The following is a 26,469-nucleotide window of genomic DNA, read 5'->3' on the forward strand; positions in this document are numbered from 1 at the left end:
TCTCACGCAAAGGCGCGAAGACGCAAAGAAGAACGTAGTAAATTAATTTGCGCCTTCGCGCCTTTGCGTGAGATCTTCTTCTACCTTCTCAAGCCGTAACAATCGCCCACGCAATTCTCCGAGCATAACGGCCGTGGCGCCCCATGCCGAGTGCCCCTCAACCCGCAGTTGCGGCGCGGTAAACCGCAGCGGGCCGCGCGTCATCTGGAGCGGCGGCTCTGTGGACGCGCTGAGCAAACCTCGCAGCGAAAGCCGTAACACTCGCTCGACTTCGCGCGGATTGGGCTGCCAGGCGGGAGCCTCAAGCGTCGCCGCCACGCACGGCACGACCATAGCATTGCTGGCGTAGACAAACTGCGGCGTCAGGGTGCCGAGCCACTCCAGCGGCGGCCGTACGCCCAATTCCTCCTCCAACTCTCGCTCCGCCGCGACGGGCGGCGATTCGCCCGCTTCGATAAGGCCGCCCGGAAAGCTGATCTGCCCGCCGTGCCGCGATAACTTCGCCGAACGCACGGTGAGCGGCAACGACCACTCCGTTCCGTCCCACGACAGCACCACGGCTACCGCGGCGCCGCGGGCGTCGCTGCGCGCGGGGCCGGCGTGGCGGCCATAGCTGAGTTCGGGAGCGAACTCTCGGCTCCACCGCGGTTCGGCCGGGAGCGTCAGTTCGCGCGCCAACAGCGCCGGCAGTTCGAGTTGTTCCCACAGCGGCCGACTCATGGCGCCGTCGTCGTGGGTTCGACGCCCGTTTCGTACACCGTGTAACCGCTCACGTTCGCGCTCGGGTCGACGGGCGTGGCGAACACGATTGGCAGATCGAGCGGTGGCGAACTTCGCGCGATCACATGCGTGGCGCCGTACTTTGCGGCTAACTCGCGGACGCGAGGCGTGCCGAGTAGTTCCGGCGAATCGAGGATGATCTTCCGGCCACGTTCGTCGACGGCGTCGAGGTTCGGGTAGAGCTCGCGCATCCGAGCCCGCCATTCGACGACGCCGGCCGCATTTTGCGGTACGTCTTTGTTGCTGCCGACGTCCGCCCGCGACGCATACCACTTGAACGAATGCCCCCACCGGGGGATGAGGAACTTCGCATCGGCCGGGGCGTGTTCGTCGATCCACTGGCAAGCCGCTTGCCAGCCCGCGGCGTTCTCCACCTGCAGCACGGCAGGCGGCAGGTTCGACTGCCAACGCGCGTAGGTGATGCTTCCCAGAAACCAAGCGGCAAATAGCAGCGGGGCCGGCGCAACGAAGCTTGAGAACCGCTTGCCGTTGCGCAACATCGCCGCCACCCAGGCCGAGCCGAGGATCGCAATCGCCAGCGGCAACGCCACGTCGATCTGGCGAAACCAATAGTAGCGCAGCAGCCGAGCAGCGGCCGCGCGGTCGTGATCGAGGGCCAGTTCAATCGCGAGTCCGACGACCGCGCCGGCGAATGCGAACATCGTGAACCAAATCAATCGGCGTGCGGCGCCTGGTGCGTCGAGGCCGCTAATCGCCTGGAACGCTGTATCGCTCGCGCGGCGGCGCCACCAGGCCCACAACGCAACGAAGGCGACGACCATGCCGCCGAGCCAAGTGAGCCGCCACTGCACTTCCGCAGCGGGAAGCGACAGGGGAGCAAGATGGTGCGGTAGCCGGTCGTAAACATAGATTTGCGCGGCCTGCGCGTTGAGCGCTGGATCAGTACCACGTTCAAGCGCGAGCGACGGGAGCAGGCCGACGAGCGACAGCAGTCCGCCGAAAATAAGTCCCGGCAGCAACTTTAGCGGCGGCGTCCGCTCCGCGCGCGGTTCCGTGAGCCATGTTGCTAGCGCGGTGAGTACGGCCCACGCCCCGACGAGGACATGAAACGCCGCAGCCGCGCCGAACCATGCCCAAGGGCGTCGCCAATCGCCACGAACCAGCGCTGCCATGCCGAACAGGAACAACCCGTACGCAAAACATTTCGCCTCAACGCCGCCGACGACCCACTCCCCGGCAAAGTTGGCATTGCCGTCGCGGAGGAGCGCCACCCACAACGCAGCGCCAAGAACCGAGGCCCACGGTACGTCGACGATGCTGGTCGACAAACGCCGCCACCCGGCTGCAAGCAACGTCCATGCCGCGATGCGGCCAATCCACGCGACCGCCGTCAACGGTAACAGTTTCGTCAGCCACCCGAGCGTCCAGTAGAAGGCGAGGTGCGGATCGGCCGAATCGAGGAACAGGTCGCCTGGGCAGTAGCTTGCGTCCCAGTAGTGCTTGGCCTTGGCGAGGTAGTGCGTCTCGTTGACGTGAGGCACGGCGGCGCCGCCGTCGATGAAGAAGATCAGGAGGATCATCAGGAACTCTAACCAGCCTTGATTCACGTTCGGCGGAACGTTTGTTGAATCGGACATGGTCGAGCGAAGGGCGGGATGAGCGGCAGTCAATTGAGACTTAGCGTCAAGAGAATTTGGAACGAGTCTAGAAGGTTATCGCATTCGCGCAACAGGGCCTAGCGGCCTGCGAAAAAGTTGCGGGAATACCGCAAGTTTTTCAATGATCTCTTCGGAAATCTCGCAACTTGTGACATAGTGATTCCTGGCGGCTCCACGTGGTCAAGGATTTCCTTGGCGAACGATAGCGTTGTTTGTTGCACAGATGACGTGCGAACGTGCAGGCCGCTCCTTATCTCCGTTCACTTGAACGAGCGAGCGATGCAGCTTGCCTATTCGTGCGTTGTCGAGCGCAGGCAGACCTGCGGTTTAGAGCGTATGAGCGTCCTCATTAACAGGTAGGGCGCTGTGACTGATGGCTAGCCCCAGCGAGGGAAGATCATGTCCGTATCGCGGAGCGTGAAGCGCGCGTTCACTTTGGTTGAGCTGTTGGTCGTGATTGCGATCATCGGCGTGTTGGTGGCGCTCTTGCTGCCGGCCGTGCAGGCGGCTCGCGAGGCGGCTCGACGCCAGCAGTGCCAAAGCAACTTGCGACAGCAATGTTTAGGGCTGCTGAACTATGAATCGGCCAAGGGTAGTTTCCCAATGGCGTTCGAGTTCGCGACTGGCGCCAATCCTGCGGTTCTGACCCCGGCGCAAATCGGTGCGAATTGGGCTGTGCGGGCATTGCCCTATTGCGAGCAGCAAACGGTTTACAACTCAATCGATCAGACCGTCACAGTGGCAGGCACATGGAAAGGCAAAGCGCCGCCGCAGATGGCGCACGCTAACAATGCCGCTGCGCGGACGGCAAACATTGATTCAATGCGGTGCCCATCCGATAGCTACAATCAAATTCAGATGGAGATGAGCGGGGGAACCATCAAATGGGCGCGCGGCAACTACGCCGCCAATGCGGGCAATGGCCCTTTATTAAGCGGTCGCGCCGATGGAATTTTCGGCGCGGACTCTGGGGGATGGCTTGATCCGAAGCGTCGCGGGGTCATCGGCCCTAACGTCGCCGTAAGGTTAAAGGAGATCGTCGACGGTACGTCGAATTCCATGCTCTTGGGTGAGGTTCGTGCTGGCGTTACTGCTGTAGATCAGCGTGGGACTTGGGCGCTGGGGCAAGCGGGGTCAAGCGTTCTTTTCTGGTTCGGAACCAGCGGGGACGCCAATGGGCCAAATATTTGTCTGGCGAGTTCCGACGATGTCGCAGGCCCTCTAGCGACAGATTTGCCGTTGCTGACGCAGGAGTGCATGCCCGACTACACTGGAGACCATTGGGCCGATCAGGCGACCACGAGAAGTGCGCACACCGGCGGTGTGAATATTGGCATGGCGGATGGAAGCGCTCACTTTATCAGTGATTCCATCGATGTCGGCGCGGCAACACTCCTCAATCCCTGGCCAGATACAGTGCCAATGACCGTTTGGGACAAACTCATCGCCAGCGCTGACGAACAGGCTACTGGTCAAATGCCTTTCTGATTTATTCTGCGCCTGCACGTCTTCCATCTCATGCTCTAAAAACGGCGTCACGTATGTTTCGTGGTATCGCACTACTTATTTTGGTCGCATGTCTAGGTTGCAACTCAAATGACGGGCCAATTCCCGTCTCCGGGACCGTGAAGGGAGCCGGCGGTGCGGTTATCTCGTTCGAAAGCGGCACGGTGATATTTCAGCCAGTGAGTGCGGGCAAGCCAGCAAATGGCGCGGTTGATCCATCCGGCGAATTCAAAATGACGACCGTGTCGCCGAATGATGGCGTTCACCCAGGGATCTACAAAGTCGCTGTTCAACTTTGGAAGAACTATCGCAACCAGGAACTCGCCGTGCCGAAGGCCTACGGCGATCCGGCCACGACGCCTCTCGAAGTCACCGTCGATGCGGATCATGACCACTTCGACCTTGTTATTGAGAAATAGCAACGGGCATGGCGGCTTCGCGACGCCGAAGCCGCCGGCAACGCGCTAATTGCGTTAAATCTCCGCCGAGGAGTTGCCCGCCGCAACGCATCGACGCCACAATCAGAAAGCTGGCCGATTCACGCCAGCTTCACTGCAACTGATAGGTGGCCACGATGCTCGTTCGACTACGTCTGGGGACGCTTAAGCGACTCTGTTTTGGATTGTTTGCCGCGGCGCTGGTCTGCGGCGGGCATGTCAATGCTTCCGCAGCGACCGCGGAGCAGCCCAATATCGTCATCATCGTCGGCGACGACATGGGCTACTCCGACGTCGGTTTCAATGGTTCGAAAGAAATCCCGACGCCGCACCTCGACGCCCTCGCCGCCGCGGGGACGAAGTTCACGAACGGTTACGTTTCGGGGCCCTACTGTTCGCCGACGCGGGCTGGGCTGTTGACGGGACGCTACCAAACCCGGTTCGGACACGAGTTCAACCCCAGCGCCGCCAAGAACGCGGGCTTGCCGCTGACCGAGCGAACCATTGCCGATCGGCTTCGCGGCGCCGGCTATCGCACGGGGCTCGTCGGCAAGTGGCATCTCGGTTCGTCGCCCGATCGCCATCCGAACAGCCGCGGTTTCGACGAGTTCTTCGGCTTCATCGCCGGCGCCCATCCCTACATGCCAGGGCAGGGGCCGCCGATCTTCCGCAATCGCGAGAAGGTGAAGGAAACCGAATACCTCACCGACGCGTTGGGCCGCGAAGCGGTGGCGTTCATCGATCGGCATCAGAAGGAGCCGTTCTTCCTATACCTCGCCTTCAACGCCGTCCACACGCCGATGGAAGCGCAAGAGGAGCGGATGGCGAAGTTCGCGCACATCAAAGACACGAAGCGCCGCCAATACGCCGCGATGATGGCGGCGATGGACGACGCGATCGGTAGCGTGCTGGCTGAACTCGACAAGACGGGACTGAGCGACAATACGCTCGTCTTCTTCTTCAGCGATAACGGCGGTCCGACAATGGCGACGACCGCCACTAACGGATCGATCAACGCGCCGCTCCGCGGTTCGAAACGGACGACGCTAGAAGGGGGCGTGCGAGTGCCGTTCCTGGCGAAGTGGCCTGGCAAGATTCCCGCCGGCAAGTCGTACGATCTGCCGGTCATTCAACTCGACGCCACACGGACGGCCCTCGTCGCGGGGGGCGCCGACCAGGCGAATGACAAGATGCTGGAGGGCGTCGACTTGTTGCCGTATCTCGCCGGAAAGAATGCCGCGGCTCCGCACGAGGCCCTCTTCTGGCGGTTCGGCGAACAGATGGCCGTGCGGAAGGGGGACTGGAAACTGGTGAAGTACGACCCGGTGGTCGACGGCGGCAAGAAGGGCGCTACCGACGCGCGGCTCTACAACCTCGCCAGCGATCTGAGCGAAGAGAAGAATCTCATCGCCGAGGAGCCGGAGAAGGCGAAGGAACTGCAAGCGGCGTGGGAAGAATGGAACAAGTCGAACGTCCCGCCGCTGTGGGGGCAGAACGAAGGGAAGGCGGAAGCGAAGAACAAGAAGGGAAAGGCGAAGCGCCGCGCAGCCGCCGCGGCAGCGGAGTAGCGCTCCTAGCCCCGGGCTCCGCCCGGGGGTGGGCGACCATTTCGGTAGGCGTTGTCGCGCGTAGTGCAACCCCCGGGCGGAGCCCGGGGCTAGACAGCGCTAGCTGGCGGTTGCAGCTTCGATCTCACTAAACAAAAAACAGGCCCCGGCGAATTTCGCCGGGGCCTGTTCGTTTTAACGTTCGCTTGTTCGAGAACTCTTAAGGACTAATCCTCCAGGTCTTCGAACTTCGAAATCGAGTGGGTCATCCAGGCGTCGTCTTCCTTGACCGTTTCGCTCCAGACGCCGCGGAAGCACTTCAGCACTTCCAGGCCGGTGTGAACCTGGCTGATGATCTCGCCCGCTTGCGAACCATCTTCCGGCTCTTTGCCGGCGGCTTCTTCGCCTTCGACGCTCGAGCGGATGCCGTAGTCGACCCACGGGGTCACCGCATCGATCAGCGCGGGGAAGTCGAAGCCAACCACCGCCGCCCGCGGCTCGTCCGCCGAACCGACCGGGAAGCTCTCCCACGGCGTTTCGGTAAGGACTCGCTTGGCCAGCTCGGGCGAGCTGCTGATCGTCGCCACGTGTTCGCCGACGCCGATCGCCAAGGCGATCTGGTCGTCAAGCTTGGCTTCGCTCGGAGCAGCCCAGGTGTAGATTGAACCGTCCGAAGCTTCCGTTTCCTCAGGCTCGGGCAATTCGAAGTCTTCCGGCACTTCGCTTTCGTCGAATTCCTTGAAGGCTTCGACCGCTTCTTGAGCGATCGACCAATAAGCCTTGCCCGCTGCCTTCAACTCGTCAGCGTCGCTGACGCCGAAGACCAGCGCGACCTCGGCCATCGGAAGTTCGGCGTATGACTCGGGCATTTCGCCTTGCCACTTCTTGCTGGTGATGTCGGCGTCGAGGACGAAGCCGCCTTGGCCATCTTCGAGCGCCGGAATCAGGTGCTCGCGGGTTGCCTCGTCGATCTTCGCCAACAGCGGCTTCACGACTTCGAGGACCTTCTCGGCTTCGGCGCGATCATCTTCGTCCATTTCGGCGAGGCCGTAACCTTCGAAATACTCGATGCCTTTGCCGACCCACTTGGCGAGCAGAGCGTACGCCTCGGGGTCGCTCACGCCGCGGCCGACGAACGCGAACACCGGATTGCCGCCCACGTGGTTGGTCAGTTCCAGCGGCAACGAGCCGTCGAGACGGGTGTTCTCAGCCCAGTTGTAGGTGAAGCTCTCGAAGCCTTCTTCCGTCTTCAGCGTGCAGCCGGCGATGTCGCCGGGCTTCGGCAGATAGGGCTTCAGGTCGCTGGCCAGCTCGACGAGGTCTTCGCTGAGTTCGCCTTTGAGTTCGTCGTCGATGTCGTCCGACGCTTCGATCAGCGCGCCGAGTTCTTCCGCGGCGTCGTCGAGGTCGGCGGCCGACAGCATTTGGGCCTTCATCACGCCGGCGCTAATAAATTGGACGCCGACCAGGTCGCCTTCCTCTTCTTCAAGGTGAGGCAACAGCGGCTCGAACGAGTCGGTTTCGACGAGCAGATCGTTGTCTTCGTCGCCGAGCGTGGCGAGTTGTTCCGTCGATTCGCCGATCGAGAGGACGACGTAGGTGTCCCACACGCCGAGCGCGACGGCGATTTTCTTGTCGGAAATGATTTCCTTCAGGCTGTCGTAGGTCTTTTCGTCGATCTGCAGACCGGCCGGCTTTTCCTCGGGCCACGGGATGGTCGATCCGTCGAGGTTGAGCACGAGGTATTCGACTTCGTTGATCGTTTCGCGCTCGAACTCGATTTCAGTCTTCGAGTTCTTCAGCGCCATCTTTACGACGACTTCCAGACGCTTCAGCTGCGTTTCGCCCGCGGCATTGTCCTTCACCTTGAAGGCCATGAGCATGTCGGGGACCGTCAGCAGCTCAGGATCTTCGGCGATCGCGTCGGCGACGGCTCGCATGCGGGCTTCGTTCGGGTCGATGTGCCCGCCGGCGGCGTTCATCGCTTCGATCATCGGCGCCAGGCGGCTGCCTTGGACGATGCTCAGCAGTTCCATGAACTTCGGGAAGTCTTCGCCAGCGATGAAGACGACCTCTTCCGAGAACATCTCGCCGAGCAACTTCGCGAGTTGCTGGTTCTCCGGCAGCTCCATCAGCTGCCAGAACATGGCAGCCGGGCCTTCCGGATTGTTGATTTGCATTTGGGCCATCTGCCAGCCCATGGCGACGGACGGAATCTCGACGAATTTCTTCCAGGCATTGCTCTCGGCAATGACGTCGATCTGCTCCTTGATCCGCAAGCTGCTGGTGTAGACGCTCGCGCTCGCTGGCGCCCAGTCGAGCGAGTTGCCGTAGTCTTCGTCATCGGCGGCGAAGGTCGGCGCCGCGAGCATGAGGCCCGCGGCCAGCGCCGCGCTGCGGCCGAGGGCCGGCAGCAATCGGCTGCAGAAGCGAACAGAGAAAGTTTTCATCGGTCCATCCTGAAGGTGAGGTACGACAATCAAGCGGTGCGTGTTGGCTTCGCCCTAAGCGCAAGCCGGCACTGTAGTGCTGCCTGTGCGCGATTGCAACCTGCATTTGCAGGCGCGCAGAAATCGCTCGGCAAGGGTAGCTTATTCGCCGTGCCACGGGGAAAATTGCCGGAATCCCTGAAAAACGGGCCGTTTTAGCCCAGCTTGGGGAACTCGCTCCGCAGCGAGCGGTAGAGCCCCTGGAACACCGGGAAGGCTTGGTCGTACGCCTTTCGAGCACGGGCGTCGGGCTTGCTGCTTTCGGCTGTTTTGACCGCCGCGGCGCACGCTTGGCTGATGTCCTTGTAATGACCTGCCCCCACTGCGGCGAGTAGCGCGACGCCGTACGCGGGGCCTTCGTCGGCCGCCATCGCACTCACTGCCTTACCGAAGACGTCGGCCTGCATCTGCCGCCAGAAGGGGTTCTTCGCCCCGCCGCCGCCCGCGCGAACTTGCTTCACCGGGACGCCGAGGCCTTCGATGATCTCGAAGCTATCGCGCAGGGCGTAGGTGACGCCTTCGAGAATCGACCGCACAATGTGGCCGCGTCCGTGGGCGAGCGTGAGACCGATCAGCGCGCCGCGAGCATGCGGATCGAGATGCGGCGTCCGCTCGCCGGCGAGGTAGGGGAGGAACTGCAAGCCCTCGGCGCCGGTGGGCGTGGCGGCCGCTTCCTTCACCAGCTCTTCGAAGCTAACGGTCGGCTTGCGGGCGCCTTTCTTATCAATCGTGGAGCAGAGGGCGTCCTGGAACCACTGCAGCGAACCGCCGGCGGAGAGAATGACCCCCATCATGTGCCACTTGCCGCGGACCGCGTGGCAGAAGGTGTGGAGTCGACCTTCGGGATCGAACTGCGGTTCATCGCTGTGGACGAACACGACGCCCGAGGTGCCGATCGACGTGGCGAGCAGGCCCGCCTTGACGATGCCGTTGCCGACCGCGCCCGCTGCACAGTCGCCAGCGCCGCCGACGACCTTGCACGCCGTTGTCAGGCCGAGCAGCTTGGCCGCCTCGGCGGTGAGCGTGCCGGTGACTTCCTCTGATTCGTAGCACTTCGGCAGCAGGCTGTTGTCGAGTTCCAGCTTGTCGAGCAGCGGTTGCGACCAGCGGCGATGGACCACGTCGAGCAACAGCGTGCCGCTGGCGTCGCTCACTTCGGTGGCGAACTCGCCCGTGAGCCGCCGGCGAATCTCGTCCTTCGGCAGCAGCACCTTCACCGTCTTGGCAAAGTTCTTCGGCTCGTTGTTGCGGAGCCAGAGGATCTTCGGGGCCGTGAAGCCGGTGAGCGCCGGGTTCGCGACCATTTGGATCAGCTTCGCCCGGCCGCCGGCGCGGGACTCGATCTCTTCGCACTCCTTCGCCGTGCGCTGGTCGTTCCAGAGGAGGGCAGGGCGGATCACTTTGCCCGCTTTGTCGAGGAAGACCGAGCCATGCATCTGGCCGGAGAGGCCGATCGCGGCCACGTCGCTCGGCTTCAGCTTGGCTTGCTTGACGACGGCGCGGACGACCTTGATCGTCGCGGCCCACCAGTCTTCGGGATCCTGCTCGCTCCAGAGGGGCTTCGGGTGGGCGCAGCCGTAGTTGGAACTTGCCGAGGCGAGGATCTCGCCTGCGGGGGAGATCGCGAGAGCCTTCGTCCCCGAGGTGCCGACGTCGATGCCGAGGCAGACTGCCATAAAGATCTCCGAGCTCTATCCTAAGGTGCCGCCGCAGAGTCGCGGCTCGTGATTAGCGTTCAACCAACGAAGAGGGGCGTAGCGGCCCGTTGGTGGACGAGTATAACTGCCGCACGAGTCGAGCGGCAGGCGGAACGGGCGCCGACGCAAAGTGACGGGGCGATGTAATTATTCGAAGGTCGGCGGCGGGACCAGCAAGAATAAGCTCGCGTTCCGACGGTGAAATCAGATAGACTGCGTGGATGAACCGCGATCATCGTCGACAATTCGGTCTCGGCGCCTTGCTGGCTTTGGCGACGATCGTTCCGCTGTGGCTCGGTTGGGCCGAAACGGTCGTCGAGCGGATTGAAGAGGACAAGCGGAATCAGGCTGCTGCTGCGGCTGCTTCGACGACGCGGCCAGCGGTAGTCTTCGGCCACTGGCAAGGAGCGAGATGAAGGCCGCCAAACAAATCTTGAAGGTGTCGGCAACGCTCGCGAATCTCGGGCTCGTCGGAGCTGTGATGCTCCGCAATCCGGACCTGCGGCAGTACCTCGCCACGGTTGCCGGGGCAATGTTCTTCACCGCGATCACCTGCGGCGTTACCATCTTGTGTTCGGGTTACTACAAGACGGCGGTACAGGGTGCGAAGCGTCAGCACGACGCTCATCGTGCTTTCGGTTCCAGCGGCGACAAGACTTCGCCGGTCTCGACGACCTGATACTTGCCGTCATCGAGGATCGCGACTTCCGAGCCATTGAGCATCGAGACGGTCGGCGGATCGGCGGTGACTTGCTCTTGGCCGTCGGCGTCGACCTCGACGCGCAGCCGCTCGATGAACCGCAGTTTGATCTGTTCGCCACGCTCGGTAAGAGCGAGTCGAATACTCATCCGCTCAGTGAACATGCTAGACCCGTATCGCCGCCAAAGAAAACGGTAGTCTAAATCGGCGTCGGGCGGATGTTAAGGTCCGGGCGGGAAAAATGCCGGCCGGCGCCGCGGGGCTCAGGGGTCGATCGAGAGCAACGCGGCCGCCGGCAGGCGGGCGCCGGCGGCATTTTTCGCAGAGGAAGGTGCGAGAAACCATCCACGAGCCTGCCGCAGGCGCGATTGCCGGCGTCTGGCGACGCGGCGTTGATGTCAGAGTAATTGCTGCGAGGCACCCGTCAAATTGGATGTGTTAAAAGTAATTAAAGCGTTGTCGTCACTCCATTTTGTGCGTGAAAACGTCCAGCGGCGGATTTTTTGGCGAGCGGATCGCCGCACATTCGGCACAGCCGGACCCGCCGCGGGCGAGCGGGTCGCGAGGTCGCGTTCCCTGGCGGGGCGAGGCGGCGGGGCGGTAGAATAGGCGAGGCCCGCTCATCCACCCGCAATCCCCGATCGATCTCGCATGGCTGTTTTTGTCGCTATCTCGCCTGCCGGCCCTTTGCCTCACCGTTGGCTCTGTTCGCTGCTCGCGCTGGTTCTCGTGTCGCTCGTCGGGTGCGGCGGAGGTGGAAGCGACCCGGCGGCCGCGTCCGACCCGCAGGCCGAGCCGCTCACGCCGGCGCCGGTGGTGACGTTGACGGTACAGGTCGCGGGGGACGTCCAGTTGGCTGAAGGCTTGCGGCTGCTGCGCGGCGAGTGGAAGGCCCGCACCGGCGGGGAACTGAAAGTCGACAGCGTGTCGCTCGAGGAATTTCTCACCGCGGAGCGGTTGGTTGGCGATGTGGTCATCTTTCCCTCGCGACAGTTGGGCGCCTTGGTCGAGCGGGGCGACTTGCGGCCGCTGCGGGCGACGACGCTCGCTGATCCCGCATTTGGGTTGAACGATATTTTCCCGGCCATTCGCGAAGCGGAAATGAAGTTCGGCGGGCAAGTTTATGCGTTGCCGCTTGGTTCGCCGCCGCTGATGATTTTTTCGCAGTTTGGGGCCGCGATGCCGAAGCCGGCTGAGTATCCGGTCGCGACGGCGCCGACTGACGGGCTGTCGGCGGCGCACTCGCTCATCTTACGGGGGCTGGGTTACACCGAGTCGTACCGCCGCAGCGAAGCGCTCTTCGATCCGGCGAGCATGACGCCGCGGATTGCGGAGCCGCAGTTTGTGAAGGCGCTCGTTGAGTTGACGGCCGCCAATGCGCCACGCGGCGATCAGCCGCCGATCGGGTTTGCCGAAGCAATGCGCTTGGTGGGAAATGATGAGGCGAAGTCGACGCTAGGCTGGCCGAGCGCGATCGACGAGGATTTCGCTGCCGAGGATGGTGCGGCGCCGCGCGACGTGGCGTTCGCGGCAATCCCGCCGACGGCGGAAACTTACTCGCAGACGCGCGGCGGTTGGGAACGCGAAACGAATCCGTCGGCCGTCGTGCTGCTCGGCGTTGAAGGGCGACTCGTCGGGGTGACTGCCGGTACGCGAAACGCGGTAGCGGGGTTTCAACTGGCCCAGTGGCTGACGACCGGCGACGTGGCGACGGGATTAAGTTCCCGGAGCACCGGGACGCTGTGGTATCGGGCGTCGCAGGCGGGTGCCAGTAGCCGATGGATGAAAAAGTTGACGGTGGCGAAGGAGGCGGAGCCGGTGACGAAGCTCGTCGCCGCGGCCCTGGCCACCGAGGCGCCGACGCTTGTGCCACGGATCCCGGCGATCGACGAGTATCTCAACCACCTCGCGGAAGTGGTGCGGACGGCCCCGGCCGACGAGGCCGCAGCCACGGTCGCCCTGGAAGGGGTCGCGGCCAAGTGGGAGGAGATCACCGAACGCCTTGGCCGTGACAAGCAGGCGGCGGCTTATCGGCGGCACTTAGGTGAGACGGAATGAGCGGACTCCAGCTAGAAATCACCAGTCTCGATCGTGTCGCTTGATGTCGTGTCGCGTCTCGTCCAGCGCAAAGTGCGATTTTAGGCGACACTAAGGAATCGCTCTAAGTCGTTTCGCCTCTTGCTATTGCGCTGTTCGTATCGCGTGTCGTGTCGCTTTTAAGGCGACATTTAGCGGCGCGGGCAGGATCCTCATTCGGCTCGTTGCGCCCTTCGCAATGGCCCCGGAGGGGCCCGAGTGATGTAGCCAGGGGCGTGAGCCCCTGGTCGCGGATCATGCAGTTTTGCTGAAGCCCCGGGAGGGGCGACACGATCGTTCGCGCGAATTAGAAGGACTCTGTCGCCCCTCTGGGGCTTGAGATTGTTGATGAGCGCGCACCAGGGGCTTACGCCCCTGGCTACAGTATGTCGCCCCTGCGGGGCTGGTTGCTCTCGGCGATGGCCCGGATCGTTGGTCAGGGTGAATGTGTTGACGGCGCGCATCGCTAGCTTCGCTGTGCGGCGCTCTCATTGCGGAGTGAAATTGCCAAAGAGCCTAGCTGTTATTTGATGTATTCATTTGTATACTACAAAGTCGGGTGGCCGTTTTCAATCGCTTATTGCGGCGAATTAGGGAGATGCATGCGGCGTCCGGCAATTTCTCTGCGACTTTGCGCCTCTGCGAGAGATTTCAGTCAGGGGGACGTGAATGGGAGTGCCGGGCGCGACCACCGGTCGCGGCTTTTTTTGAGGCCGCGTGGGGCGGTGTTTTCGGCGCGATCCTTCAGCTCTTCCATGCGGTAGTTTTTGAACTTCACCGCGCTCCTGGCCTTGGCCGTGCGCGGCTTGTACGATTCCACCCAAGGCAGTAGCCTGATGGGTTCTCTCTGTGCTGGCGCCCCGAGCTGGGCGCGGCCGAAAACGACTAGAAATACCGCATGATTCGCAGCGCTTCCGACGACCAACGCATCGTGATCACGGGCATCGGCTTGACCGCGCCCAACGGCGACAATCTCGCCGACTATCGCGCTGCGCTGTTGGCTGGAAAGAGCGGCGTCGAGCCGTACAACATCCGCTACGTCGGCGACACGCTGGCCGGGGTTTGCCACTTCAACGAGCTGAAGTACCAGGGGCGGAAAGACGTCCGCCGCGGCACGCGTGCTGGCAGCGTCAGTATTTACTGTGCCCGCGAGGCGGTGGCGGACTCGGGGATTGATTGGGAGGCGATCGACCGCGAGCGGGTCGGGGTTTACATCGGCCTCACCGAACATGGCAATGTCGAGACCGAGAACGAAGTCTACGAGATCAGCCAGTTCAACTACGACACGAAGGTTTGGACCCACCACCACAACCCGCGGACCGTGGCGAACAACCCGGCGGGCGAGATCACGCTCAACATGGGGATCACCGGCCCCCACTACACGATCGGGGCCGCCTGTGCCGCCGGCAATGCGGGGCTGATTCAGGGCGCCCAGATGTTGATGCTCGGCGAGTGCGACTTTGCGATCGCCGGCGGCGTTTCGGAGAGCATTCGCACGTTTGGCATCTTCGCCGGGTTCGCCAGCCAAGGGGCCTTGGCCAGCAACGCCGACCCGACGAAGGCATCGCGCCCGTTTGATCGCGGTCGCAACGGCATCGTCGTCTCCGAGGGGGGCTGCATTTACACCCTCGAGCGGTACAGCGACGCGACGCGACGCGGGGCGAAGATCTACGGCGAACTGGTCGGCTGGTCGATGACGAGCGACGCCACCGATTTCGTGTTGCCGAACCCGACGCAGCAGGCTCGCTGCATGAATCAGGCGCTCAAGCGAGCGGGGCTGAACGCGGAAGACATCGACATCGTGAGCACCCACGCCACGGCGACGCCGAGCGGCGACGTGCAGGAGTGCATCGCGCTGCGGACGGTGTTCGGCGAGTCGAAGCGGACGCATATCAACAACACGAAAAGCTTCATCGGCCACGCGATGGGCGCGGCGGGCTCCCTGGAACTGGCGGGCAACTTGCCTTCGTTTCAGGATGGCGTCTGCCATGCGACGATCAACGTCGACGACCTCGACCCCGAGTGCGAGTTGCCGGGGCTCGTGCTGAACGAACCACGCGAGACGCAGGGCGTCGAATACATTTTGAACAATTCGTTCGGCATGCTGGGGATCAACTCGGCTGTCATTATTAAACGCGTTTAGGCAACGGAAGCATTTTCAACGCCGCTAGAGAAACATTGGTATGAATGACGAATGACGAAGTCCGAATGACGAATGAAAAACGAAGGCGCCACACTTCCTCCATTCGTCATTCTGGTTTCGTCATTCGTCATTCACCTTCATAGGCTGCTTAGCCAGGAAGTTACGACATGACCCGCGATGAGATCAAACTAGAGGTCCTCGACATCTTGTCCGACATCGCTCCCGATGAGGATTTGTCGACTCTGAACGACGACCAGAGCTTCCGCGAGCAGATGGAGCTCGACAGCATGGACTTTCTCGACATCGTCATGGAGCTGCGCAAGCGGCACCGGATTCAGATTCCGGAAGACGACTACGTCAACCTAGCGAGCATGACGTCGACGGTGACGTATCTTGAGCCGTTGATGAAGGATATCCAAAAGGTTTAATGACGAATGACTTAATGACGAATGACGAATGCGGGTTGGCGTGATCAACGGTTCTCATTCGTCATTCGTCATTCGGGAATTCGTCATTGATGTACGACACCCTCATCATCGGCGCCGGGATGAGCGGCTTGGCCGCGGGGATTCGGCTCGCTTATTACGATCAGCGGGTCTGCATTGTCGAGCGACACACGACGATCGGCGGGCTCAACGGATTTTATCGGCTGCGCGGCCGTGATTACGACGTCGGGCTGCACGCGCTGACGAACATCACGCCGAAGGGCGCCAAACGCGGGCCGCTCGCGCGGTTGCTGCGGCAGTTGCGGCTATCTTGGGACGACTTTGCGATCTCGCCGCAGATTGGGTCGGAGATCGTGTTCCCCAGCGCGCGGCTGCGGTTCGACAACGACCTCGATCTGTTCCGCGCGGAGATCGCGCGGACGTTTCCAGCGCAGGTCGATAACTTCGAGCGGCTCGTCGCCGAAGTGGCTGAGTACGACGATCTCAACGAAACGCATGCGGCGATTTCCGCGCGCGAGCGGCTTAACGAGTTGCTCACCGAGCCGCTGCTGGTGGAGATGCTGTTCTGCCCGCTGATGTTCTACGGCTCGGCCCGCGAACATGACATGGACTGGGGGCAGTTCTCGATCATGTTCCGCAGCATTTTTATGGAAGGGCTGGGGCGGCCCCATGCGGGGGTGCGGCTGATTCTCAAGCAACTCGTGCGGAAGTTCCGCGGCGTGGGGGGCGAACTGAAGCTCCGCACCGGCGTCGAGCGGCTGCATGTCGAGGATGGCCGCGTGGCCGGCGTCGTGCTGCAAAATGGGCAGACCATCGAGGCGAAACGCGTGCTGTCGTCGGCTGGTTGGCCGGAGACGATGCGGCTGTGCGACGACGGGCAAGCGGTGACGGCGCAGCGTCCGCCGGGGCGGCTGAGCTTTTGCGAAACGATTGCGACGCTCGACGTCGAACCGAAACGGCTTGGGCACGATCGGACGATTACGTTTTACAACGACAGCGATACGTTCGATTGGAGCGAGTCGCACGAGCCGTGCGACTTGCGGAGCGGCGTTATTTGCAGTCCGAACAATTTTGAGTACGACGAGCCGCTCGACAAGAAGGGCGAGGGCGTGATGCGGATCACGGCCTTGGCGAACTTCGACTATTGGCGCGGCCTCGACGAGCCAACGTACCGGCTAGAAAAGCTGCGGTGGTACGACTACATTACCGACTCGGCGGTCCGGTTCATTCCCGACTATCGCGGGCGGGTGGTCGACACCGACATGTTCACGCCGACGACGATCGTGCGGTTTACCGGGCACGACAATGGCGCTATCTACGGGGCGCCGGAGAAGCAACTCGACGGGCGGACACACCTGGAGAATCTGTTCATTTGCGGGACGGACCAGGGGTTTGTGGGGATCATCGGGGCGATCACCAGCGGCATCGGCATGGCGAACATGCATTGTTTGCGGGATTCGTGATGCGCCAAAAAGCCGCGACCGGTGGTCGCGGTGGCGAACCGTTCGATGCCGCGATCAAATGGCCGCGATCAAATGCCCGCGACCGCCGGTCGCGGCTTTATACCCATGCCGCAAACGGGTTGGTTGGGATATCATGAACCGCCGAAAAAGCCGCGACCGGTGGTCGCGGCGGGTCCCAGGTTGTTGATATGGCCAAAGATTTTCTTAAAGACGCCCGCGATCACTATGACGTGGTCGTCATTGGTTCCGGGTTGGCGGGGCTGACTGCCGCCAACGTGCTGGCTCGCGCCGGCCGTTCGGTGCTGTTGCTCGAGCAGCACTACAAGCTCGGCGGCATGGCGACGTGGTTCAAGCGTCCCGGCGGGCACATCTTCGATATCTCGCTGCACGGGTTCCCGGTCGGCATGATCAAAAGCTGCCGGCGGTACTGGACCAAGGAGATTGCCGACAGCATCGTGCAGCTGACGGGCATTCGGTTCGACAACCCGATGTTCTCGCTGACGACGACGTTCAATCGCGACGATTTCACGAAGCTGCTGATCGAAGAGTTCAAGGTCGCGCCCGAAGCGGTGCAGGGCTTCTTCGATACCGCCCGTGGGATGAACTTTTACGACGACCAGCAGACGACGACGCGGCAACTGTTCGATCGGTTCTTCCCCGGCCGCGAAGACGTCATCCGGTTGCTGATGGAGCCGATTACCTACGCGAACGGCAGCACGCTCGAAGATCCGGCGATCAGCTACGGCATCGTGTTCTCGAATTTCATGTCAAAAGGCGTGTTCACGTTCGAGGGAGGCACCGACCGGCTGATCGGGCTCATGGAAGAGGAATTGAAGAAGAGCGGCGTCGATATTCGCATCAACTGCAACGTCGAGCACATCGACTGCACGGGCGGGCAGGTGCGCTCGGTGACGGTGAACGGGCGGACGATTAGCTGCGGCGCCGTGATGTCGAACGCGAACCTCAAGCAGACGATTTTTAATCTCGTCGGCGAGGAGTATTTCGACAAAGGGTTTGTCGACGATGCGCGTGAGGTGCGGCTCAATAATTCGAGCACGCAGGTGTACATCGCGCTGAAGCCGGACGACGTCATCGATGAGTCGACCGGCGATTTGCTCTTCAGCAGCACGGCGCCGGTGTTTCAGACCGACTTGCTGCTGAGCCGCGACGTGACGAGCCGGACGTTCTCGTTCTACTATCCGCGGACGCGGCCTGAGGGGCGGCCGCGGTGCTTGGTCGTTTCGAGCACGAACGCCCGCTACGAAGATTGGGCCAACCTGCCCGAGGACGAATACGAAGCGAGCAAGCAAGACTTGTGCGAGACGACGCTCGATGCGCTCGACAAGTATGTGCCGAACATTCGCGAGCGGGTCGATCATGTCGAAGCGTCGACGCCGGTGACGTTCAAGCATTACACGCAGCACATCGCGGGGGCGAGCTTCGGGACCAAGTTCGAAGGGCTCGCGGTGAGCCGGGCAATTCCGCAGCAGGTGAGCGGGCTGTTCCATGCCGGGAGCGTCGGCATCATCATGAGCGGCTGGCTCGGGGCGATGAACTACGGGGTGATCGTGGCGAATGAGGTTGATTCGAATTTGATGGCTGCCGCGAAGGCGGCGACTTAGAGAAGATCTCACGCAAAGGCGCGAAGGCGCAAAGAAGAAAGACTTTTAGTTTCATTTGATTGAGTTATCGCTTCGTCTAGTTCCTTCTTGTAATCCTTTGCGCCTTCGCGCCTTTGCGTGAGATACCTCAGATGTCCCTCGAACAAATCAAAGCCGCTATTCCGCATCGCGAGCCGTTCTTGCTTATCGACGAGATCGTCGAGCAGTCGGAGAATCGCATTGTTTGCCGGAAGACGTTCAGCGGCGACGAGTTTTGGTACGCGGGGCATTACCCCGATTACCCGATTACGCCGGGCGTGATTTTGTGCGAAGCGTCGATGCAGGCGGGGGCCGTGCTGTTGTCGAAGCTAGTCTCGGGCGCCGACGATCGCGTGCCGGTGGCGACGCGGGCGAACAACGTGCAGTTCAAAAAGATGGTGCTGCCGGGCGACACGGTGGAGTTGGAAGTCGAGCTGACCGAGCGACTGTCGACGGCGTTTTTTATGACGGCGAAGGTGACGGTCGGCGGGAAGGTGGCTTGCCGGTTGGAGTTTGCTTGTACGTTGGCTCCGAAGAATTAACCGCCAAGGACGCCAAGATCGCCAAGGAAATACAAAGCAGAGGAATTGAACCACGACGACACGACGGCCACGACGAGAAGTCAAATGATTATCCTTCGTAGTGCTCGTCGTGTCGTCGTGGTAAGTCCTCTTCCCCTTGGCGTCCTTGGCGTCCTTGGCGGTTAAACTAGCAGCGTCGAACCGTTCCTCATTCAGGCCCACAGAAATGTCCGATTTTCTCCAACTCGCCGGTCGCCGCATTGCGTTGTTTGGCGTCGCGAATCGCAAGAGCGTGGCGTTTCACGTCGGCCAAGTGTTGCGGGATGCGGGCGCCGAAGTGGTGTACGTCGTGCGGTCGTCGGCTCGGCAGGCGTCGGTGGCAAAACTGGTCGGCGAGGCGCCGGTTTACGTGTGCGACGTTGAGCATCAGGATCAGATCGACGCGCTCGCCGCGAAATTTGCCGCCGACTTTGACGGGTTTCACGGGCTGGTTCACTCGATCGCGTTCGCGGCTTACGACGAGCGGGGGATGCGGCCGTTTCATGAGACGTCGCGCGAGCAGTTGCTGCGGACGTTCGACGTCAGCTGTTTTTCGCTCGTCGCCTTGGCGAATGCGATGAAGGACCAGCTCGCCCGCGATGCGTCGGTGGTGACGATTTCGATCAGCACGACGCGGATGGCGAGCGAGAACTACGGATTCATGGCGCCGGTGAAGGCGGCGCTTGACTCGAGCCTCGCGTTTCTGGCGAAGTCGTTTAGCCAGTTCTCCGAAGTGCGGTTCAACGCCGTGGCGCCGGGGCTGCTGAAGACGAGCGCGTCGGCGGGCATTCCGGGGTACGTCGATTCGTACCTCTACGCCGAGCGGGCGACGCTGCGGGGGAGGGCGGTGGCGACCGAGGAAGTCGCGAACGCCGTGGCGTTTTTGCTGAGCCCGCGGTCGAGCGGGATGAACGCCCAGCGGCTGGTGATCGACGCGGGGATGGAAGTGAACTACTTTGATCCGCGGCTCGTAAAACCGGCCGTTGATGCGCTGCCGCGAGACTGAACTGCGGGCGCAGTTCTGGTGAATCCTTTTCCTTACAGCGCAGCATCATCCTGAGTGTCGGCGTTCGTGGTCGAGTAACCATTGCTTCCGCGCGAGACCGCCGGCGTAGCCGGTGAGGCTGCCGTCGGCGCCGATGACGCGGTGGCAGGGGATCACGATCGCGATGCGGTTCTGGCCGTTGGCCGACGCGACGGCGCGGACCGCGGTTGGCTTGCCGATACGTTCAGCCTGTTCGCCGTAGCTGCGCGTCGCGCCGTAGGGAATAGTGATCAACTCGTCCCAGACGCGCTGGCGGAAGGGCGTCGTCGGCGTGTGGAGCGGCGTTTCGAACACGGTGCGCGTGCCGGCGAAGTATTCTTGCAGTTCCCGATCGAGCTGGCCTAGGTGGGGATTGTCGTCGGCCGGCAGGATGACGGCGTTCAGGCGTTTGCGGAGGTCGGCGAATTCGGTTTCGAGCATGCGGCGGTCGGCGAACTCGCAGAGGCAGACGCCTTCATCAGTGGCGCAGGCGACCATCGGGCCGAGCGGCGTGGAGAGGCGCGCCAAGTGAATGACAGTTGCCGCACTCGCTTGCGATGGCGGAGTGCCGAGGGCATTGCGAAAGCCGTCTGTAAAACCGCTCAGCGATTCGTAGCCGGAGTCGAACGCCGCGGCGGCGACTGATTGGCCGGCCGAGAGTTCGCGGTAGGCGCGATTGAGCCGCAGCATTCGTTGGTAGGCGTTGAACGTCATTTGGTGATGACGGAGAAACCAGCGGCGCACGGTGGCCGGTTCGATGCCGCGGCGTCGCAGATCGTCGGCGCGGTAGCGGAGCGACGGGTCGGCCTGCAGTTCTTCGATGAGCGCTTGGATGAACCCGGGCGTTTCGTCGGGGGCTTCCATCGGCTTGCAGACTTTGCAGGGGCGATAGCCGTGAACGATCGCCTCGTGAGCGGTGGCGAAGAATTCGACGTTCTCACGCTTCGGCGTGCGAGCGCGGCACGTGGGATGGCAGAAGATGCCGGTGGTCTTCACCGCCGTGACGAAGGAGCCGACGTATTCGGGATCGCGACGCGTGATCGCGTCGTATCTCTGGTCGAAGTTGGCTGTAGAGGGCAGGGCGTTGGCAGTCATCGTTTGTTCCTCAGCTGTGTTCCCTACAGCATGAGGCGCGGCGGCCCTCGAAGGCAACCGCTAACGTGACAACCATGTTTTTCTGGGGAGATTTCTTGCGAAATTAGACGGCGGCAGCGTCGCGTAGATCGGCGAGGCGCCGGGCGGCGCGATGCCGGCCGTGACGCAGCATCAGCTCGATCAGGCGATCCCAGGTCGCTTCGTCATTGGCACGCGCGGAACCTTCGAGCAGGCGGTCGACGAAGTCGATGTCGGCCGCGTCCGCGGCCGTCGTGCAAATGATGCGTTCGCCGCCGAGCTTGGCAGAGAAGCTGCGCGGCGGCGTCACTGTACGCTGCTTGTCGGCTTGACGAGCGCGGTGGGCGGCGGCTGATGGGCTGCACGCGGTGAAGTAAGCGGTGCGGGCTTTCGACAACATCGCGTCGATCGCGGCGGTGGCGGTCGAGGGGCGGGTGGTGATCGCGGAGATGCTCATGGTTGGGGCTGCTCTCGTAGAAGCCGCCGGCTCTGCCGGTGGACGAAGTGCTAGGTCGCCGTACTTATGCTCCGTCCACCGGCGGAGCCGATGGCTTTTATTGAAAGCGGAGCCGCTAACGGCGAATAAAAAACCCTCGGCCCGCCAGCGTGGCGGACCGAGGGTCGTTTCAATTTACTCAGTAGCCGGAGCTCAGAATTCTTCGAACCCGTCGTGACCGGCGCCGGCGCCGACCAGTTCGAGTTCCTCGACGCGGCGGCTCGCAGGCTTCGCGGCGGTCCGCTTGGCCGGCTTGCTCGGCGTCGAGTAAGACGGAGCGGTCGCCTTCGGAGCTGTGTAGCCCGTCTTCTTTGGTGACTGCTTCGCTTCGCGGTTCAGATTGAACTGAGCCACGACCATTTGCAGCTGCTCGGCTTGGCCCGACAAGGCGACGGCCGTGCCGCTCATCTCTTCGGTTTGCGAAGCGTTGCTTTGCGTCACTTGGTCCATTTGAGCGACCGCCTTGTTGATCTGCTCGATGCCGACCGTTTGCTCACCGCGGCGTTGAGAGCGAGCAGGTTCGTTTGGAACGCGATCTCGTCGATCGTCGTGATGATGTCGGCAATCTTCCGCGACGAACGGTTGATCTCGCCCATCGCGTCGACCGCTTGAGCCACCACGGCGCCACCCTTTTCGGCCGTTTCACGCGAGCTGTTCGCGAGTTGGTTGGCCTGGTCGGCGTTGTCGGCGTTTTGACGAACCGTGGCGGTGATCTCTTCCAGCGACGAGGCGGTTTCCTCGAGGCTCGAAGCCGATTGCTGAGCGCCCGAGCTCAGCTGCTCCGAAGCTGCAGCCAACTGCTGCGAAGCGGAGCTGACCGAGTTCGAGATGTCGTCGACTTCCATGATCGCCTTGGCGAACCAGCGAGCGATCAGGTAGCCGAGCGTCAGGCCAGCCAACACTCCCACGGCAATGACGCCGATCATGAGCGTGCGGGCCTGCGAGAAGACTTCGTCGCCGGTGGCCGCCGCCGCTTTGCTAGCAATGTCCTTGGCTTCGCAGAGTTCGTTGACGTTGCGGCCGATTTCCTTCGCTTGGGGCAGGTTGCCGGCGATGATGGCGTACGCCTCTTCATCCTTGTTCTCCAGGCCGAGCTGAATCGCTTTCTGCAACTCGACCCAATAGGGCGGGAAGATGGCCATCACGCGGTCAAACTTCTCCCGATCAGCAGGGTCGGTGATTGTGGGGCGGGCGGCTTCGAGTTGTTCGACGACCTTGTTGCCGAACGCGAGGGCTTCTTCAGCATTTGCTTGGTTCGTTTCAGGATTCTTTTCCAAAACGATTTCGCGGGCCGAGCGGCCGATGCGAACGATGCACATGTTGGCCTCTTTGAGGGCCGAAATGCCGACCGTCTGCTTGACGTACATCTCGTCGAGCATGGCATTGATGGTCCCGAGTTTGACCAATCCGAATACGCCGACGATCGCGCTGATGGAACAGACCGCGGCAAAACTGAATAACAACTTCGCTTGCACGCTCAGGCTTTTAAACCAATTCATCGTTTAACCTTCCGAGAGAAATGACGCTGGTGCGTCGTGGTGAGTAATTGCCTTTGAGAGTCGATCAAAGTGACATGAGCTAGGCAGCCGATACTTGGGGAGCGGAGAAGTTTTCCGCGCTGACCAGGCGGGCGGTATCCAGGAGCATCACAATCCGTTCGCCAAGCTTCCCCATCCCGGTGATGCAGGAAGCGCTCTCCAAACTGGCCAGTTCCGGCGGTTCGGCGATGGCGTCGGTGGGGATGCTCAGCACGTCGGAAACGGTGTCGACGACGAGCCCGACGACTCGATTGACGACATTGACCACGACGATGCACGTGAATTGATCGTACTGCTTCTCGGTCATCGAGAACCGAGCGCGGAGATCGATGATCGGGACCACCGTGCCGCGCAGGTTCATCACCCCTCGAACGAACGGCGGTGCGTTCGGGATGGGCGTAATTTTTGAGAATCCTTTGATCTCCTGCACCTGCAGGATCTCAATGCCGTATTCCTCGTTCTGAAGGGTAAAGGTCAAAAACTGCCCGTTTTCTCGGGCCAAATCCAACTCTCCCGCCGCGTAATCGTCTTGCATCGCATCCTCCGTTCATTGTTCGCCGTCGCAGGCGCACACCGCTAGCGACCCGGGCAATCGATTGATTGTCGCGGCAAGAAGCGAGTTGAACTGCAACTCGGTAGCTTGGCGATGCAGCAACAGTACGCTCGTCGCTGACCGAAGCTAATTTGTCTGCAATGCGGGTATGTGCGTAATAAAAGATATCCGGCGCCAATTATATATTTAACCGCGGCGGCGCCGGTTATGACGCTGCGCGGGCGTTTGCGCGGGAAGTCGCGGCTTGTTCGACGTCAGTCTTGGCAGGGCGCGGGGCCGCGTCGGCGAGGAGGTAAGCGGCGAGTGTCGGGGCGGCGATTGCTAGTTCGAACGCGCAAGTCGACGATGCGCGAATGATCTGATAAAATGCGCAATGCGCATATACATATCCGGCAAGGCGTTGCTCGCTCGTGCGATGAGGTTTATGTGTGTCGGGTTTATCGACACTTGTGGTCTCGCATCCATATCGCTCTCTCACCATCCCGTCTAAATTAGAGTGATGGAATCTTATCGGGAATTTCTGCGTCTTATCGTCTGGCTTGCGGCTATCGCCGCTTGGCCACCGGCAAGTGCCTTGCCAGCTTTAGCAGCGGATGAGTTCGAGCAGCCTCCTATTGACTACAGCCGCTCCACTCCCAAAAACTCCGTGGTGCGGCTGCAAGGGGCGTTCGAGCAAGGAAAATCCCTCGGTTGGGACGCCGAGCAGGGGTACCTGCCGGCACTATTGCACGAGCTAAAGATTTCGCCGGCGACGCAGATGCTGGTTTTTTCAAAAACGAGCCTGCAGCGCGATCGCATCTCGCCGCGCACGCCGCGAGCGATTTATTTCAACGACGACGTGTACGTTGGCTACTGCGTGGGGGGCGAAACGCTCGAAGTGGCGGCGGCCGATCCACAACTTGGGGCGGTCTTTTACACGCTCGATCAAACGGAGGGGAAGGCTCCGCGGCTGGAGCGGCAAACCCATCGTTGCTTGCAGTGCCACGTCGTTGCCGACTCGACCCCGATTCCGGGCTTCCTGGTTCGCTCGCTGTTCACAAGTCCCAGCGGCCAGCCGATTCTGTCGGAAGGAAGCCACCGGGTGGACCATGCCACGCCGATTGCCGATCGCTGGGGCGGGTGGTACGTCACCGGGACGCATGGCGAGCAGACGCATCTGGGGAATCAGCTGATTCGCGACCGGAAGGCGTCGCGTCCCTGGCCGAACGACGACGGCCACAACGTGGTAGATCTGACTGGCCGACTGCGGACCGAGAATTATCTCACGCCCCACAGCGACATCGTTGCGCTGCTAGTCTTCGAGCATCAGACGCATGTGCACAACCTCATCGCGCAAGCTAACTTCGCTGCGCGGCAAGCCATGTATTACGAGGCGGCGCTGAATAAGGCCCTGGGCGAGCCGGAAGACCATCGCTTGGAGAGCACGACGCGCCGCATCGCCAGTGCGGGCGACAAGCTCGTGGCCGGGCTGTTGTTTGCCGGCGAAGCTCCGCTCACGCATCCGATCGTCGGCACGTCGGCGTTTACGCAGGAGTTTCAACAGGCAGGGCCGCGCGACAGTCAGGGGCGTTCGCTGCGCGATCTCGATCTGACGACGCGGCTGTTCAAGTATCCGTGCAGTTACCTCATCTACTCGCCGGCGTTCGATGCGCTCCATCCGGCGATGAAGTCTTACGTTGGTCAGCGGTTTCGCGATATCTTGGCGGGGCAGGGGGGAGCGGAGTTTGCGCACCTCTCGCCGGCCGATCGCCAAGCGATTGCCGAAATTCTCTACCAAACCAAGCACGATTTGTGGTCGAGCGAGTAGCATGAGCGAACGCGACGCGTGCAGGCTTGAGGCGCTGGCGGGCGATGGGAGCGGTCGGCTAGACTGAGCGGCGTTCTGCGTATGCTCTGCCGCTCAGTTGCCGCGGAGCCGTTCTATTGCCCAGTGGACCGCCATGCTACGCCGCCGTCGAGTACTTGCCCTAGTTGGTTCCTGCACAACGATTTTGGCCATGTCGACCGCCGCCGCTGAAGAGACGCGCGTGCCCGTGAAGTTCGCGGGCGGCCACGACATCTCGAAGAAGGATTTCGGCCGGCCCATTCCGCTGATTGCGGCGGCGCTCGGCGTGAAGCCGGAGGTCTTTCGGAAGGCGTTCAGCGGCGTCACGCCGGCGCGCGGGCGGGGGCCGTCGGGCGCAGAAGCCCGTAAGAACAAAGAGGCGCTGCTCAGCGTGCTCGGCCCGCACGGCGTCACGAACGAGCGGCTCGATGAAGTCTCCGACTACTATCGATTTCGCCCGCAGGAAGACGAGCTGTGGCCGGTGAAGGCAGCGAAGGCGGAAGCGATCGTTGAGGATGGCCAAATCAAGCGGATTGTCGTTACCGAACCGGGGCACGGCTATTCGACGCCGCCGCGCGCAAGCGTGAAAGGGTTCAGCGACGCGAAGCTGCACGTCGAGTTGGCGTTTAGCAAGACGCTCAAGAAGAATGGCGCCGTTAAGGCGATTGAGATCGACAGCAAGTAGCGTCAGGATCGCCGGTTCTCAGGCGACGAGGCTCAGTCGCGGTTCCGATCGCGTCAGTGCACAAAAAAAGCGGGCGTTTGAGAAGTGACTTCTCAAACGCCCGCTTCGTGTTACTTCTTGCAGTTCTCGCAG

Annotated in this window: 24 protein-coding genes; 14 read left to right on the forward strand and 10 right to left on the reverse strand. The window is 61.9% G+C overall.

From position 1 onward, the window contains the following. Nucleotides 1-42 precede the first annotated feature (42 nt). Together PLANPX_RS08895 and PLANPX_RS08900 are read right to left on the reverse strand one after the other, a co-directional pair. Complete coding sequence (locus tag PLANPX_RS08895; RefSeq protein WP_152098393.1) at nt 43-720, reverse strand: NUDIX domain-containing protein; 678 nt, start codon at nt 718-720, stop codon at nt 43-45. Next, nucleotides 717-2,378 carry a DUF6798 domain-containing protein gene (locus PLANPX_RS08900; RefSeq protein ID WP_152098394.1) on the reverse strand — a complete coding sequence of 554 codons (1,662 nt, stop codon included), beginning with the start codon at nt 2,376-2,378 and terminating at the stop codon, nt 717-719. The genes PLANPX_RS08895 and PLANPX_RS08900 overlap by 4 nt, the downstream gene beginning before the upstream one ends. 420 nt (nt 2,379-2,798) lie before the next feature. On the opposite strand from PLANPX_RS08900, the gene PLANPX_RS08905 reads away from it, so the two are divergent. The 3 genes from PLANPX_RS08905 to PLANPX_RS08915 all read left to right on the forward strand — a co-directional run bounded on the left by PLANPX_RS08905 (nt 2,799) and on the right by PLANPX_RS08915 (nt 5,910). After that, nucleotides 2,799-3,887, forward strand: coding sequence for a DUF1559 domain-containing protein (locus tag PLANPX_RS08905; protein ID WP_152101825.1), 1,089 nt, complete (start codon nt 2,799-2,801; stop codon nt 3,885-3,887). 53 nt (nt 3,888-3,940) lie between these two features. Beyond that, entirely contained in the window at nt 3,941-4,324 is a 384-nt protein-coding gene (locus tag PLANPX_RS08910; protein WP_152098395.1) for a hypothetical protein, read from the forward strand. 155 nt (nt 4,325-4,479) lie between these two features. After that, nucleotides 4,480-5,910 (forward strand): sulfatase-like hydrolase/transferase, encoded by a 1,431-nt coding sequence (locus PLANPX_RS08915; protein ID WP_152098396.1) that lies wholly within the window; start codon nt 4,480-4,482, stop codon nt 5,908-5,910. A 206-nt stretch (nt 5,911-6,116) separates the two neighbouring features. On the opposite strand, the gene PLANPX_RS08920 is transcribed toward PLANPX_RS08915, so the two are convergent. After that, a complete protein-coding gene (locus PLANPX_RS08920; RefSeq protein WP_152098397.1) occupies nt 6,117-8,339 on the reverse strand; it encodes a hypothetical protein in 2,223 nt (740 codons plus the stop codon). A gap of 194 nt (nt 8,340-8,533) precedes the next feature. Further along, on the reverse strand, nt 8,534-10,054 hold the full coding sequence (xylB, locus tag PLANPX_RS08925; RefSeq protein ID WP_152098398.1) for a xylulokinase: 1,521 nt from the start codon (nt 10,052-10,054) through the stop codon (nt 8,534-8,536). 242 nt (nt 10,055-10,296) lie between these two features. On the opposite strand from xylB, the gene PLANPX_RS08930 reads away from it, so the two are divergent. Both PLANPX_RS08930 and PLANPX_RS08935 read left to right on the forward strand, forming a co-directional pair. Next, complete coding sequence (locus tag PLANPX_RS08930) at nt 10,297-10,491, forward strand: hypothetical protein (RefSeq protein ID WP_152098399.1); 195 nt, start codon at nt 10,297-10,299, stop codon at nt 10,489-10,491. Next, nucleotides 10,488-10,754 (forward strand): hypothetical protein, encoded by a 267-nt coding sequence (locus PLANPX_RS08935; RefSeq protein WP_152098400.1) that lies wholly within the window; start codon nt 10,488-10,490, stop codon nt 10,752-10,754. The genes PLANPX_RS08930 and PLANPX_RS08935 overlap by 4 nt, the downstream gene beginning before the upstream one ends. Here the strand turns inward: PLANPX_RS08935 and PLANPX_RS08940 are convergent. Continuing rightward, nucleotides 10,700-10,924 carry a hypothetical protein gene (locus PLANPX_RS08940; protein ID WP_152098401.1) on the reverse strand — a complete coding sequence of 75 codons (225 nt, stop codon included), beginning with the start codon at nt 10,922-10,924 and terminating at the stop codon, nt 10,700-10,702. The genes PLANPX_RS08935 and PLANPX_RS08940 overlap by 55 nt on opposite strands. A 502-nt stretch (nt 10,925-11,426) precedes the next feature. On the opposite strand from PLANPX_RS08940, the gene PLANPX_RS08945 reads away from it, so the two are divergent. From PLANPX_RS08945 to PLANPX_RS08975, 7 genes are all read left to right on the forward strand, one after another. Then, nucleotides 11,427-12,833, forward strand: coding sequence for a hypothetical protein (locus tag PLANPX_RS08945; protein WP_152098402.1), 1,407 nt, complete (start codon nt 11,427-11,429; stop codon nt 12,831-12,833). Between the two features lie 916 nt (nt 12,834-13,749). Then, nucleotides 13,750-14,994: a beta-ketoacyl-[acyl-carrier-protein] synthase family protein gene (locus PLANPX_RS08950; protein ID WP_152098403.1), complete on the forward strand. Its 1,245-nt coding sequence runs from the start codon at nt 13,750-13,752 to the stop codon at nt 14,992-14,994. Between the two features lie 167 nt (nt 14,995-15,161). Next, entirely contained in the window at nt 15,162-15,422 is a 261-nt protein-coding gene (locus PLANPX_RS08955; protein ID WP_152098404.1) for an acyl carrier protein, read from the forward strand. An 89-nt stretch (nt 15,423-15,511) separates the two neighbouring features. Continuing rightward, entirely contained in the window at nt 15,512-16,903 is a 1,392-nt protein-coding gene (locus tag PLANPX_RS08960; protein WP_152098405.1) for a phytoene desaturase family protein, read from the forward strand. 188 nt (nt 16,904-17,091) lie between these two features. Next, complete coding sequence (locus PLANPX_RS08965) at nt 17,092-18,525, forward strand: phytoene desaturase family protein (protein ID WP_152098406.1); 1,434 nt, start codon at nt 17,092-17,094, stop codon at nt 18,523-18,525. Between the two features lie 131 nt (nt 18,526-18,656). Further along, on the forward strand, nt 18,657-19,085 hold the full coding sequence (locus PLANPX_RS08970; RefSeq protein ID WP_152098407.1) for a 3-hydroxyacyl-ACP dehydratase FabZ family protein: 429 nt from the start codon (nt 18,657-18,659) through the stop codon (nt 19,083-19,085). Nucleotides 19,086-19,290: 205 nt separating this feature from the next. Beyond that, the gene (locus PLANPX_RS08975; RefSeq protein ID WP_152098408.1) at nt 19,291-20,109 is read left to right on the forward strand and encodes an enoyl-ACP reductase FabI; all 819 of its coding nucleotides are present in this window, start codon (nt 19,291-19,293) and stop codon (nt 20,107-20,109) included. Between the two features lie 45 nt (nt 20,110-20,154). Here PLANPX_RS08975 and PLANPX_RS08980 read toward each other — a convergent pair whose 3' ends face one another. The 5 genes from PLANPX_RS08980 to PLANPX_RS09000 all read right to left on the reverse strand — a co-directional run bounded on the left by PLANPX_RS08980 (nt 20,155) and on the right by PLANPX_RS09000 (nt 23,809). Then, nucleotides 20,155-21,222 (reverse strand): bifunctional transcriptional activator/DNA repair enzyme AdaA, encoded by a 1,068-nt coding sequence (locus tag PLANPX_RS08980; protein WP_152098409.1) that lies wholly within the window; start codon nt 21,220-21,222, stop codon nt 20,155-20,157. Nucleotides 21,223-21,325: 103 nt separating this feature from the next. Further along, complete coding sequence (locus PLANPX_RS08985) at nt 21,326-21,697, reverse strand: hypothetical protein (protein ID WP_152098410.1); 372 nt, start codon at nt 21,695-21,697, stop codon at nt 21,326-21,328. 192 nt (nt 21,698-21,889) lie between these two features. Beyond that, nucleotides 21,890-22,186: a hypothetical protein gene (locus PLANPX_RS27725; RefSeq protein WP_198421863.1), complete on the reverse strand. Its 297-nt coding sequence runs from the start codon at nt 22,184-22,186 to the stop codon at nt 21,890-21,892. Further along, the gene (locus PLANPX_RS27730) at nt 22,174-23,235 is read right to left on the reverse strand and encodes an MCP four helix bundle domain-containing protein (protein ID WP_198421864.1); all 1,062 of its coding nucleotides are present in this window, start codon (nt 23,233-23,235) and stop codon (nt 22,174-22,176) included. Before PLANPX_RS27730 ends, PLANPX_RS27725 begins: the two co-directional genes overlap by 13 nt. A 79-nt stretch (nt 23,236-23,314) precedes the next feature. Next, nucleotides 23,315-23,809, reverse strand: a complete 495-nt coding sequence (locus PLANPX_RS09000; protein WP_152098411.1) for a chemotaxis protein CheW — start codon at nt 23,807-23,809, stop codon at nt 23,315-23,317. A gap of 592 nt (nt 23,810-24,401) precedes the next feature. Here PLANPX_RS09000 and PLANPX_RS09005 point away from each other — a divergent pair. Further along, nucleotides 24,402-25,634, forward strand: coding sequence for a hypothetical protein (locus PLANPX_RS09005; protein WP_232536343.1), 1,233 nt, complete (start codon nt 24,402-24,404; stop codon nt 25,632-25,634). 190 nt (nt 25,635-25,824) lie between these two features. Then, nucleotides 25,825-26,337 (forward strand): hypothetical protein, encoded by a 513-nt coding sequence (locus PLANPX_RS09010; protein WP_152098412.1) that lies wholly within the window; start codon nt 25,825-25,827, stop codon nt 26,335-26,337. Nucleotides 26,338-26,469: the final 132 nt, after the last annotated feature.

The sequence above is a fragment of the Lacipirellula parvula genome, assembly GCF_009177095.1.
Lineage (GTDB): Bacteria > Planctomycetota > Planctomycetia > Pirellulales > Lacipirellulaceae > Lacipirellula > Lacipirellula parvula.